The sequence below is a fragment of the Celeribacter baekdonensis B30 genome, from assembly GCF_000299875.1.
Lineage (GTDB): Bacteria > Pseudomonadota > Alphaproteobacteria > Rhodobacterales > Rhodobacteraceae > Celeribacter > Celeribacter baekdonensis_A.
Window position 1 is genome coordinate 77356 of the sequence record NZ_AMRK01000001.1, and the last position, 11784, is coordinate 89139.

14 protein-coding genes are annotated in these 11784 nt (G+C 57.5%); 9 read left to right on the plus strand and 5 right to left on the minus strand.

The window, feature by feature from the left end:
* Nucleotides 1-41: 41 nt before the first annotated feature.
* Genes B30_RS00420 through B30_RS00430 form a run of 3 tightly spaced genes read left to right on the plus strand, consistent with a single transcriptional unit; the run spans nucleotide 42 to nucleotide 2356 of the window.
* Nucleotides 42-1220 (plus strand): GNAT family N-acetyltransferase, encoded by a 1179-nt coding sequence (locus B30_RS00420; protein WP_009569985.1) that lies wholly within the window; start codon nucleotides 42-44, stop codon nucleotides 1218-1220.
* Nucleotides 1213-1515 (plus strand): 4a-hydroxytetrahydrobiopterin dehydratase, encoded by a 303-nt coding sequence (locus B30_RS00425; protein WP_009569986.1) that lies wholly within the window; start codon nucleotides 1213-1215, stop codon nucleotides 1513-1515. The genes B30_RS00420 and B30_RS00425 overlap by 8 nt, the downstream gene beginning before the upstream one ends.
* Nucleotides 1508-2356: a mechanosensitive ion channel family protein gene (locus B30_RS00430; RefSeq protein ID WP_009569987.1), complete on the plus strand. Its 849-nt coding sequence runs from the start codon at nucleotides 1508-1510 to the stop codon at nucleotides 2354-2356. The genes B30_RS00425 and B30_RS00430 overlap by 8 nt, the downstream gene beginning before the upstream one ends.
* 39 nt (nucleotides 2357-2395) lie before the next feature.
* Here the strand turns inward: B30_RS00430 and B30_RS00435 are convergent, their stop codons facing one another.
* Nucleotides 2396-2884, minus strand: a complete 489-nt coding sequence (locus tag B30_RS00435; RefSeq protein ID WP_009569988.1) for a peroxiredoxin — start codon at nucleotides 2882-2884, stop codon at nucleotides 2396-2398.
* 89 nt (nucleotides 2885-2973) lie between these two features.
* On the opposite strand from B30_RS00435, the gene B30_RS00440 reads away from it, so the two are divergent.
* Genes B30_RS00440 through B30_RS00450 form a run of 3 tightly spaced genes read left to right on the plus strand, consistent with a single transcriptional unit; the run spans nucleotide 2974 to nucleotide 5383 of the window.
* Nucleotides 2974-4179 carry an NAD(P)/FAD-dependent oxidoreductase gene (locus B30_RS00440; protein WP_009569989.1) on the plus strand — a complete coding sequence of 402 codons (1206 nt, stop codon included), beginning with the start codon at nucleotides 2974-2976 and terminating at the stop codon, nucleotides 4177-4179.
* Nucleotides 4179-4739 (plus strand): 16S rRNA (guanine(966)-N(2))-methyltransferase RsmD, encoded by a 561-nt coding sequence (rsmD, locus tag B30_RS00445; protein ID WP_009569990.1) that lies wholly within the window; start codon nucleotides 4179-4181, stop codon nucleotides 4737-4739. The genes B30_RS00440 and rsmD overlap by 1 nt, the downstream gene beginning before the upstream one ends.
* A complete protein-coding gene (locus B30_RS00450) occupies nucleotides 4736-5383 on the plus strand; it encodes an HAD family hydrolase (protein WP_009569991.1) in 648 nt (215 codons plus the stop codon). Before rsmD ends, B30_RS00450 begins: the two co-directional genes overlap by 4 nt.
* A 66-nt stretch (nucleotides 5384-5449) precedes the next feature.
* On the opposite strand, the gene B30_RS00455 is transcribed toward B30_RS00450, so the two are convergent.
* The 3 genes from B30_RS00455 to sfsA all read right to left on the minus strand — a co-directional run bounded on the left by B30_RS00455 (nucleotide 5450) and on the right by sfsA (nucleotide 8324).
* Nucleotides 5450-6535: a TRAP transporter substrate-binding protein gene (locus B30_RS00455; RefSeq protein ID WP_009569992.1), complete on the minus strand. Its 1086-nt coding sequence runs from the start codon at nucleotides 6533-6535 to the stop codon at nucleotides 5450-5452.
* Between the two features lie 179 nt (nucleotides 6536-6714).
* Nucleotides 6715-7563, minus strand: coding sequence for a type I methionyl aminopeptidase (gene map / locus B30_RS00460; RefSeq protein ID WP_009569993.1), 849 nt, complete (start codon nucleotides 7561-7563; stop codon nucleotides 6715-6717).
* Between the two features lie 74 nt (nucleotides 7564-7637).
* Nucleotides 7638-8324 carry a DNA/RNA nuclease SfsA gene (gene sfsA, locus B30_RS00465; RefSeq protein WP_009569994.1) on the minus strand — a complete coding sequence of 229 codons (687 nt, stop codon included), beginning with the start codon at nucleotides 8322-8324 and terminating at the stop codon, nucleotides 7638-7640.
* Nucleotides 8325-8370: 46 nt separating this feature from the next.
* Between sfsA and B30_RS00470 the strand changes: the two genes are divergently transcribed.
* The 3 genes from B30_RS00470 to B30_RS00480 are packed head-to-tail and all read left to right on the plus strand — an operon-like array spanning nucleotide 8371 to nucleotide 10782.
* Nucleotides 8371-9105 carry a competence/damage-inducible protein A gene (locus tag B30_RS00470; protein WP_009569995.1) on the plus strand — a complete coding sequence of 245 codons (735 nt, stop codon included), beginning with the start codon at nucleotides 8371-8373 and terminating at the stop codon, nucleotides 9103-9105.
* Nucleotides 9098-9829, plus strand: a complete 732-nt coding sequence (locus tag B30_RS00475) for a GNAT family N-acetyltransferase (protein WP_009569996.1) — start codon at nucleotides 9098-9100, stop codon at nucleotides 9827-9829. The genes B30_RS00470 and B30_RS00475 overlap by 8 nt, the downstream gene beginning before the upstream one ends.
* The gene (locus B30_RS00480) at nucleotides 9829-10782 is read left to right on the plus strand and encodes an OmpA family protein (RefSeq protein WP_009569997.1); all 954 of its coding nucleotides are present in this window, start codon (nucleotides 9829-9831) and stop codon (nucleotides 10780-10782) included. Before B30_RS00475 ends, B30_RS00480 begins: the two co-directional genes overlap by 1 nt.
* Before the next feature lie 43 nt (nucleotides 10783-10825).
* Here B30_RS00480 and B30_RS00485 read toward each other — a convergent pair whose 3' ends face one another.
* Nucleotides 10826-11731, minus strand: coding sequence for a LysR family transcriptional regulator (locus B30_RS00485; RefSeq protein ID WP_009569998.1), 906 nt, complete (start codon nucleotides 11729-11731; stop codon nucleotides 10826-10828).
* Nucleotides 11732-11784 lie beyond the last annotated feature (53 nt).

Genomic DNA, 11784 nt, shown 5'->3' on the forward strand with positions numbered 1-11784 from the left:
CGGCTAAGCCCCAGTTCTATAGCGATGTTGGAGAGCCGGGCGTGACAGATCAGATCGAGATCAACGTGAGCACGACGATCACTGAGATCGCACGTGAAGATTGGGATGCCTGTGCCAATCCATCGGACGAGCGACCCGATGATCCTTTTGTCACCCATCGGTTTCTTTTGGCCCTGGAACGCTCCGGCTCTGTTGGTCCGGGCACGGGGTGGTTTCCGCGTTATCTGATTGCCAAAGCGGCAGGTGACGTGATCGCCGTGGCACCGATCTATGCCAAGACTCACAGTCAGGGCGAATATGTGTTTGATCACGCCTGGGCGCAGGCCTATGAGCGCGCCGGTGGCGACTATTATCCCAAACTGCAAATCGCGGTGCCCTTTACCCCGGTCACTGGCCGGCGGCTTTTGACCCGTCCGGGGTTTGAGGAGATCGGCCAAGCGGCGCTGGTCCAAGGCGCTGTCGAAGTCGCGGCGCAAAACCAACTCTCGTCAGTGCACATCACCTTTTGTACCGAAGGCGAGGTTGAAGCGGGCAAAGCCATGGGCCTGATGCATCGCACCGGGCAACAGTTTCATTGGGACAATGCCGGATATACCGATTTTGACGCCTTCTTGGACGCGCTGTCCTCGCGCAAGCGCAAAAACATCCGCAAGGAACGGGCGCAGGCGCAGGGCTTTGGCGGCGAGATTGTGCAACTGACCGGCGACCAGATTGAGCCACACCATTGGGACGCGTTTTGGACCTTTTATCAGGACACGGGCGCGCGCAAATGGGGCTCACCCTATCTGACCCGCGCCTTTTTTGACCATATACACACCACCATGCGTGACGATGTTTTGATGGTTTTGGCTCTGGCTCAGGGGCGGCCCATCGCAGGCGCGCTGAATTTCATTGGCAAAGATCGCCTCTATGGTCGCTACTGGGGCTGCACAGAACATCACCCCTGCCTGCATTTCGAGATTTGCTATTATCAGGCCATCGACTACGCCATCGCCCATGGCCTGTCGCGGGTCGAGGCGGGGGCGCAGGGCGAACATAAGCTGGCGCGCGGGTATCTCCCCAACACCACCCATTCGCTGCATTGGATAGCTGATCCGGGCTTTGCCCGCGCGGTTGACGATTACCTTGTAGCCGAACGAGCCGCGGTAGACGAGGAAACCGAATTTCTCACCTCATACGGTCCATTTAAACGCACAGACAGAGAGGACGATCATGACTGAACTGCTCTCAGACGCATCCCGCACCGAGGCCCTTGCGCCGCTTTTGGCCACAGGATGGGCCGAGACCGAAGGCGGCACTGCGATTTCAAAACGCTTCACCTTCGTCAATTTCATCGAAGCGTTCGGTTTTATGACCCGCGTCGCGTTGATTGCGGAAAAAATGGATCACCACCCGGAATGGACCAATGTCTATCGCTCGGTCGAGGTGATCCTGTCCACCCATGACGCAGGTGGATTGACCGAGAAAGACATCAAACTCGCAAGAAAAATGGACAAGGTGGCCGCAGATGATTGAACAGATTTTGAACTATCCAATTTATAATGGACAGACGGTCGGGGACTATCTGTCGCTTGAGTTTCTGCTTGGGGTTGGCGGGTCCATCCTTGGTGCGTTGTTTCTTTTGGCCATTGGTATGCTCATTGCCGGATGGGTCGCGCGGCGCATTCGCGGTATCGGGTCCAAGTATCAGAAACTCGACAACACTCTGTTCAATTTCCTCGGAAATATCGCCCGCTACGTCATTCTGGCCTTTACCGCGCTGATCGTTCTCAACACCTTTGGCGTCCAAACCACCTCCATCGTCGCCGTCATCGGTGCCGCGGGTCTGGCCATTGGTTTGGCGTTGCAGGGCACCCTGTCGAATGTTGCCGCCGGTGTGATGATCATCCTGTTTCGCCCGTTTAAAATCGGCGATTTTGTTGATGTTGCGGGCAAAATGGGCACTGTCAAAGACATCTCGCTGAACTTTACTGAACTGGCCGATCTGTCCAACGTTCAGGTCATCGTCCCCAACTCTCAGGTCTGGGGCAACATCATCACCAACTTTTCCACCAACCAAACCCGGCGCGCCGAATGGACGTTTGGGGTGGGTTACGGCGCCAATCTCAAAACCGCCGAAGAGGTCATTCGCAAAGTGATCATGTCCGATCCGCGCTCAATGCCCGAGCCTGAGCCGTTTATTCAGGTCAACAATCTGGGCGATTTCTCGGTCGATTTTCTGGTCCGTGTGTGGGTGAAATCCAGTGATTTCTTTCAATATCAGGCCGACATGAAACGTCAGGTGAAAGAAGCGCTGGATGAGGCGGGCGTGGACATTCCTTTCCCGACGCGCACTTTGGTCAACGCCGCCGAATAAATAAAACGCCCGGGGAAATGCATCCCCGGGCGTCTTTTGTTAGATCGCTTCCAAAAGCGATTCACCGGCCGAAATCGTGCAATTCCCCGGGCTTTCCTCGACTTGCAGCACTTTCACCACACCGTCTTCTGCATACAGCGCAAAGCGTTTCGAACGTCCGAACAGGCCCGCAGGCGGAGCGGTGAAATCAAGACCCAATGCCTTGATAAACGTACCCTCTGCATCCCCCAACATTGACAACCCGGCCTCATCCGCGCCGGTGTCCTTGGCCCATGCGCCCATCACAAACGGGTCGTTCACGGACACACAGATCACCTCATCCACACCCTTGGCCGCGAAGGCGTCTTTGGTGCGGATGAAACTTGGGACATGAGCGGTGGTGCACACACCCGTATAAGCGCCCGGCAGGCCGAAAAGCACCACGTTGCGGCCTTTGAATTTGGCGGCCAGATCGACGGAGGCCGGTCCTTCTGCCCCCAACTCAAGCACGGTTCCGTCTGGAAGCGTGTCTCCAACAGAAATTGTCATTCTTGATCCTCTTCGCGTTGTCATTTGATCTCTTCACGATATAGGGTCAGGGCGTTTTCAGACCAGTCGAAAGCGCAAAAGGAGCACGCATGAGCCATTTTATCGTCGTCGGCGCCGGACAGGCCGGGCAAAGCATCGTCACCACCCTACGCGGTCAGGGATTTGACGGTAAAATTACGTTGATCGGCGACGAACCCGTGCCCCCCTATCAGCGTCCGCCGCTGTCAAAGGCCTACCTCTTGGGCGATATGGATTTGGATCGTTTGTATCTGCGCCCGCTGAGTTACTATGCCGATGAGACCATTGATTTGCGCATGGGTGCGTCCGTCACCGCCCTCGATCCGGCGGCGAAAACCATCACTGTCGATGGCGAACACCTCTCCTATGACAAGCTCGCACTGGCCACCGGCTCCGCACCGCGGGTTTTGCCCGCCTCCATCGGCGGGACATTGCAAGGCGTCTACACCATGCGCACGCTGGCCGATGCCGATGCGATTGAACCCGAGTTCAAAGAGGGCGCGTCGGTGTTGATCGTGGGCGGTGGGTACATCGGGCTTGAGGCCGCAGCCGTCGCGGCGAAAAAGGGGCTGAAGGTCACACTCGTGGAAATGTCCGACCGGATTTTGCAACGCGTTGCCTCGAAAGAGACCTCCGATTATTTCCGCGCTCTACATCAAAGCCATGGCGTTGACCTACGCGAAGGTGTGGGCCTCGAAACCCTTGTCGGTGACACCCGCGTGAACGCCGCGAAATTGACCGATGGCACCACGCTGGACGTGGATTTTGTCATTGTCGGCGTCGGCATCACCCCCAATACGCAACTGGCGGAGCTGGCTGGGCTGGTGCTGGACAACGGCATCATGACGGACCGCCATAGCTGCACCTCCAACCCGGATATTTTCGCCGCGGGCGATTGCGCCTCCTTTCCACATATGGGCCATCAGATGCGGCTTGAAAGCGTGGGCAACGCGATTGATCAAGGCGCTGTTGTGGCCAAAAACATGTTGGGCCAAGCGGTGGACTACACGCCGAAACCGTGGTTCTGGTCGGATCAATTTGATGTCAAACTGCAAATCGCCGGGCTGTCCACCGGCCATGATCAGGTGGTGATCCGCGAAACAGAAACCACGCGCTCGCATTGGTACTACAAAGAGGGTGCGTTGATTGCGATTGATGCGATGAACGATCCGCGCGGCTATATGGTGGCCAAGCGGCTGATCGAGGCGGGCAAATCTGCCGATCCGGCTTTGGTGGCTGATCCTGCAACTGACCTCAAAGCGCTGATGCGCAGCTGATGCGGATCATCGCAGGAGAGTTTCGTGGGCTGACATTGGCCGCCGTTGGCAAAGGCGATGTGGGTGCGCATTTGCGACCCACAACGGACCGGGTGCGCGAAAGTCTTTTTAACGTGCTGATGGGCGGAAAATACGATGATCCCATTGTGGAAGCGCGGGTGCTTGATCTGTTTGCGGGCACCGGGGCTTTGGGACTTGAGGCGCTGTCACGCGGGGCGGACCATGTGACTTTTGTCGATGACGGACGCAAAGCGCAGAGCCTTGTGATGCAAAACATCACCCTGTGCAAAGCCACAGATCGCACCACGCTGATGCGGGTGGACGCCACACGTTTGCCCGCCAATCCAGATGCGCCCTATGATCTGATCTTTCTCGATCCGCCCTATGGCAAGGCTCTGGGCGAAAAGGCCATGGCCGCCGCGATCACCGGAGGCTGGCTCACGCCACGCGCCTTGATTGTGTGGGAAGACAGTGCGGACATCATCATCCCAGAGGCGCTGACCCTTTTGGATCAGCGCAAATATGGCGAGACCAAAATCAACATCCTGGAGCCAAAATGATCCCGAACCTTGTAATTTTCGACTGTGACGGTGTGATCGTTGACAGCGAGCCGCCGCTTTTGGACTTTTTGCGCGATGAGTTCGCCCGCTATGGGCTCGACATCACCTTGCATGAGTTGGAAACCAAATATGTTGGCGGTACGATGAAAACCGTGGCCGAACGCGCCCGCGCCGCAGGGGCCACGCTGCCCCCGCATTGGGAAACCGAGGTCTATCCCCGAATTTATGACATGTTGTCCACTGGCGTGCCACTCATCCCCGGCATCGAAGCCGCCTTTGACGCGCTTGATCAGGCGGCCATCCCCTATTGCGTCGGCTCCAACGGTCCGATGGAAAAGATGGACGTCACTTTGGGCGCGCATCCGGCGGTGTTTGCCCGCCTCAAGGGGCGCATTCATTCGGCTCACACTCATGGTGTCGCCAAACCCGAGCCAGGCCTGTTTTTGATCGCCGCAGAGACTATGGGTGTTGCGCCGGAGGCCTGTGTGGTTGTGGACGATAGCCCGTCGGGCTGCATTGCCGCACGTCGGGCAGGAATGCGGTGTTTCGGCTTTGATCCGCACCGCGATGGCGCGCGGTTGGTCTCTGAGGGGGCCGAACACCTTTCAGATATGCACGATCTGCCACGCCGCCTCGGCTTGTGACCCATGCAAACATGAAAGGGCCGCCCCAAAAGGCAGCCCAGTTTATTCTAATCCCGAAGGGTCAGATCATTTCTCAATGACGTGATAGGAGGCCCCAAAAGTGTCAATCCATGGGTGTTGGGTCGAAGCTGCGGCCATATCGGCGCGCGCATCTTCTACCAGTTTTGCCCCATCGTAGCCTTTGCCATCCATTTCGGTGATCCACTCGGCAATCACCTCATCCCCCAAGACTTTGATCTTGTCGGTCTCATCCTTGCTCATCACCTCGATCGAATTGCCTGACGCGACCATGACGTTGACGCCATCTTCATCGCCCTGATCATAGGCAGCACCCGCCCATTCTGAGGCCATCAGACCCGAATTGTTGTCGATCACGGCCTTCAGATCATCGGGCAGGCTGTCGTATTTCGCCTTGTTCATCGCCCAGATGAAATAAAGATTGTAAAATGACTGATGCCCGTCGACGTCGGTGTGACTGTCGGTCAACTCATCAAGCTTGAGCGAAGGCGCCATTTCATAGGTGATCACACCGCCGTCCAAAACGCCTTTGGCCAAGGCTTCGGGAAAAGCCGGAACCGGCATACCTACGGGTGTTGCGCCCAGTTTTTCCAGCAAAAGCGTTGAGGTCCGTGTCGGCGCGCGCAGTTTGAGGCCTTTGAAATCCTCAACCGTTGCAACCGACCCGCCCTTTTTGTGAATCAAGCCTTCGCCATGCATATGTGCCGCGAGGACATGCACGTCTTTGAAATCATCCATCAGGTGCTGTTGCGTGAAATTCCACGCCGCAATCGACGCCAATTCACCGGATTTCTCGGTCATGAACGGCAATTCCAACGCCTCGGCTTCCGGGAAACGCCCAGGTTGATAGCCCGGAATCACCCAGCCGCCATCAATCGCGCCATCGCGGATCAGGTCATATTGGTCCGGTGCTTTACCGCCCAATTGCATCAACGGATAGATCTCGATCTTGATGCGGCCTTCGGATTCTGTTTCGATTTTCTTGGCCCAAGGTTCCATGAAATACATCGGTGACCCGGAGTTTGGTGACACGAAATGCTGAAAGCGGAGCGTCACCTCCTGCGCAAGGGCAGATGTGGTGCTTACGGCTGTCACAAGAGCCGCGGCGGCGGCGGTTTTAAACAGGTGTTTCACGGGCAGTCCTCCTTATGGGCTGTCTCATGCGGACCTTTCGCGGTCCGCGCCCAGTTGACGTAGGGTCTTGCTAGTACTGCTGCAAGTCATTCGCAACAGGAGGATGCGAAGATTTCTCTGACTCTTTGGTCAGGCGATTGAAGTCAAACACTATTCTTGAAAAACAGCTCTTTGCCGCCTTAGCCGCCAAAGCTCGGATAAAACAAACCCGCCGGGGAAAGCGTGAAAATCTCACATCCGGTTGCCGTCACCCCGATGGAGTGTTCGAACTGCGCAGAGAGTTTCTTATCCTTGGTGATGGCTGTCCAATCATCCGCAAGGACCTTGGTTTCCGGACGACCGAGATTGATCATCGGCTCAATGGTAAAGAACATGCCCTCTTCGAGCACCGGGGCGCTGTCGCCCGGACGACGCACAGGGACATAGTGCAGCACATTTGGCGGCGCATGAAACACCCGTCCCAAGCCATGCCCGCAAAAATCGCGCACCACCGACATGCGGTTCTTATGGGCGTGCTCCTGAATGGCACCTGCAATGTCGTCAAACGTGTTGCCCGGCTTCACTTGTTCGATCCCAAACATCAGACAGTCATGGGTGACCTGCACCAAACGCTCGGCAAATTTCTTGGGCTGACCGGCGAAATACATCCGGCTTGAATCGCCAAACCAACCGTCTTTGATCACCGTCACATCAATATTGACGATGTCCCCATCGACCAGCTTGTCGTCCTTATGGCCGGGAATTTTCGCCCCCGGAATCCCGTGACACACCACATAGTTCACCGAAATACAGGAGGCGTGTTTATAGCCTTTATAGTCGATGGTCGCGGACACGGTGCCAAGCTCGACCACCCGGCGGGTGATAAACGCGTCGATCTCCTCGGTGGTTGCACCGGGCACGACAAGTGGGCCGACCTCATCAAGGATTTGCGCGGCAATTTTGCCCGCCGCGTGCATGCCAGCAAAATCGGCATCCTCATAAATCCGAATTCCGTCTTTGGTGATGCGGCCGCGATGCGTCTCGTCCAAGGGTCTACTCCATCTCTTTGCCGCACTGATATAAGGGGTTCAGCCGCGAAGGGCCAGTGCTTCGAACGGAGTTCTTATGCAAAGCGGCCCGCGTCAAAACGCACCTGTTCGGGCGTGATGGTGACCGAATGGACGCGAATATAGACGCCCGCTGCGCGCGCCTCTGCCTCGGCTTTGGCATAGGTCGGGTCGATATCGCCTGCGGGAGCGAAGCGATTGCAATCATCGCGCGACACCAGATAAAGCATCACCGCCCGGTCGCCCTCGGCCACACGAGCCGCCAATTCACCAAGATGCTTGGCCCCGCGCGCAGTTTTCGCATCCGGAAACTCGGCCAAGCCGGTATCGCGCGATAAGGTGACGGATTTAACCTCGATCCAAATCCTATTCTGATTTTGTACAACCATGAAATCAGCGCGCGAATTGACACCGTATTTGACCTCCGCGTGGACCTCACCGATCAAATCCGGGATCAACCCCGCGCGCAAAGTCTCGCCTACGACCTTATTGGCAACGCCCGTGTCGACCACCACCATCGCTCCCGCAAGCTCGACAATCCGCAGGCCGTATTTGAGCTTTTTCTTCGGGTCGTCATTGGGTTCGACCCAAACCCGTGTACCCGGATCAGACAGGCCCATCATCGAGCCTGGATTGGGGCAATGCGCCGTCACCTCGCGCCCGTCGGGCAGACGAATATCCGCCAGGAAGCGTTTATACCGACGTAAAAGTGTCGCGGGGATCAGTTCGGTTTGAAAGCGCATGAACACAGGACTATACCCTTAGCAACAGCCGCTCAAGGAGGTCCTGATGCCCAACCCAACCGCCGCGATTCTGATCATCGGGGATGAAATCCTGTCGGGGCGCACCCGCGACGCCAATATGTACCTGCTTGCGGGCGAATTGACCCGCATCGGCATTGATTTGAAGGAAGTGCGGGTGATTTCCGATGATCGCAATGCGATTGTAACCACGGTGCGGGCGCTCTCAGACGCTTACGATCATGTCTTTACCTCAGGCGGCATCGGCCCGACCCATGATGACATCACCGCCGATTGTGTCGCCGAGGCCTTTGGTCGTTCGATCGGTGTGCGCGACGATGCCCGTGCGCTTTTGGGCGCGCATTACGAGGCGCGTGGGGTTGAGTTCAACGAAGCGCGGATGCGGATGGCGCGGATTCCAGAGGGCGCGACTTTGATCGAAAACCCGGTCTCCATTGCGCCGGGATTCAGTCTTGAGAACACCCATGTCATGGCCGGAGTGCCCAACGTGTTTGCCGCCATGGTCGCCTCGATCCTGCCGACGCTCACGGGTGGCAAGCCGTTGCTGTCGCAGACCTATCGCATCAATCGCCCGGAAAGCACCGTGGCCGAACCTTTGGGGATATTGGCACAAAAATACCCCGCTCTGTCGATGGGCTCTTATCCGTTTGCCAATAATGGCGCTTTTGGCACCAATATCGTCATTCGCGGCCAAGACGGGGCAAAGGTTGATGCCGCCATTCTGGAACTTGCGGCCCTGTTTCCTGCGCATGAAAATGGCTGAGCCTGCCTGTCCCGACGACTATATCACGGCGTTCGAGGCAACATGGCCCGCGCTCAGGCGCGACCCCGTCGGCCCGTTCATCTATCGCGACGGCGCGGGGGGTGGCAGCCGTACCTCGGCGGCCACGCTTGCCGGGGATGTTTCCGCGGACGCGCTGGATCAGATCGAAGCCCGCTTTGCCGCGGATGCCCGCCCCGCGTTGTTTCAAATCCGCACGGGTGAGGCCGCGTTTGACGCGCTGCTCGCAGAGCGCGGCTACACAATGTTTGATCCAACCCTCTGCCTCGCCGCTCCGATTGAGACCTTTGCGCCCTCTGATCCCAAATGCAGCTATGTGTCCTGGCCGCCGGTCTCGATTCAGCGCGAAATTTGGGCCGAGGGCGGCATTGGTCCGGCGCGGCTTGCGGTCATGGATCGGGCCTGCGCGCCAAAAACCTCCCTGCTAGGCCGCATCAAAGATCGCCCTGCCGGGGTAGGATTTGTCGCGTTGTCTGGGTCCATCGCCGTGCTTCACGCGCTTGAAATCACACCGGCCGAGCGCCGCAAAGGCATGGCCCGCATCTTGGTGAGACTGGCCGCCGCTTGGGCCCGCACCCAAGGTGCCACCGCGCTTGCCCTGCAAGTTACGCGCGCCAACACCGCCGCTCTTGCGCTTTATTCTTCGCTTGGACTGCGTGAAATCGGCCAGTACCACTATAGAACCAAACCGATGACCGAGGCCTGATGATCTTACCTTTCCCACGCATGCTTTTGCTGTCTTTGAGCGTCGTACTTTCTGTCGAGGCCAATGGCGCGTGCGCACTTGATCTCGACTTGCCGGGGGCTTCGGTTGAAACCGCCTCACGCGACGATTCCCTATCGGCCCAGCCGTTTCCGTCCAGCGCCTATCAAGGTGACGCCACACAGATGGTCATGGCCGAAGGCGCAGTGATACACCATGCCTACCGTCTGCCCGGCACAAGTTTGACGGCGTTTCAATTGATCCAACCTCTGCGCAAACAATTGGAAGCCGCCGGATTTCACATCGCTTTTGCCTGTGCCGATAGCCTGTGTGGTGGCTTTGATTTTCGCTACCTGCTGGATCTTTTGCCGGAACCGGCCATGCATGTGGATCTGGGAAATTTCCAATATCTCCTGGCCCAACACCCAGACGGGCGCACCATCGCCATTGTCACAAGCCGCGCGACCAGCGCCGGGTTTGTGCATATCAGCACGGTGACGCCAAGCGATACACCAGACGTCGAGTTGATTGCCCCCTCGTCCGGCCCCGAGACCCCCGCAGGCACTCTGCCGCCCAACCGCAATGTGATTGCCACACTTGAGGCGCGGGGTCGGGTGGTTTTGGATGATCTGTCGTTTGAAACCGGAGCGACCGAGCTTGGGGCGGGGCCTTTTGCCTCTCTCACACAGATCGCAGCCTATTTGACCACCCATCCTTTGACGAAAATCGTTTTGGTCGGCCACACTGACACCGTTGGCGGATTGGCCAACAACACTGCCCTGTCGCGCAAGCGCGCGGAGGCAGTGCGGGCGCGGCTGATATCGGCCCATGGCGTGTCTCCGGATCAGGTCAGCGCCGAAGGCATCGGCTATCTCGCGCCACGGGTATCAAACGCGACCGCCGAGGGCCGCGAGACAAACAGAAGGGTCGAAGCGGTGATCGCCTCGACCCAGTAATGGCTTTCGCCTTCTCTCCACGAGAATTCGTTTGGGTGTCACATCACCACTTGTCAGGTCCTTTGTCGGCAAAGGAATGCACAAGGAAATCAATGAATGCGCGTACTTTCGGCTGGGTAAAGCGGCCCGGCGGATAGACCGCATAGATGCCTTGAGTCTCTGACGGAAGGTCCGGGATCGCCTCTTCGATCAGGCCCGCTTCCATTGCATCCGCGTAAAGGAAGGACGGCAGATAGGCGATGCCAAGGCCCGAAATACAAGCGTTGAGCAGCGACTGACCATCATTCACCGTCAACCAGCCAGCGGTGCGGATTTGCCGCTTTTCACCAGAGGGCGCGGTCAGTTTCCACACCGCCCCGTTGGATTGGTTGGAATAATGCAAAAGCTTGTGATCATTCAGATCGTCGATCTTTTCGGGCCGACCGTATTTTTCAAAATAGGCCGGGGCGCCGACCATGCGTTTGGTGGTCTCGGTCAATTTACGGGCGCGCAGGGTGCTGTCTTCCAACTCGCCAATGCGCACGGCCATGTCAAAGCCTTCGGAAATCAACTCCACATAGCGATTGTTCAGCACCATATTGACGGTGATGTCAGGGAATTCGGACAAAAACTCGCCCAACACAGGCGAGAGATGATTGACGCCAAAATCGGTTGCCACCGAGATGCGCAACAGCCCGGAAGGCGCGCTTTGCATGGAGGTGACCAGCGCGTCCGCCTCGCCCGCATCGTTCAAAACCCGGCGGGCGCGGTCATAATAGGCCAATCCGATCTCTGTCGGACTGACCCGGCGGGTTGTGCGGTTGAGCAACCGTGCGCCCAAACGCGCCTCAAGGGCAGATACATGTTTGGAAACGGCGGATTTGGAAATCCCCATCTTCTTTGCTGCATCCGTGAAACCGCCCTGGTCCACAACGGTGGCAAAGGCTTCCATTTCCGTCAGTCGATCCATGTCTGTCTTACCTACAATCTTGACCCTACAAGCCACATCAATGACGGTCAATT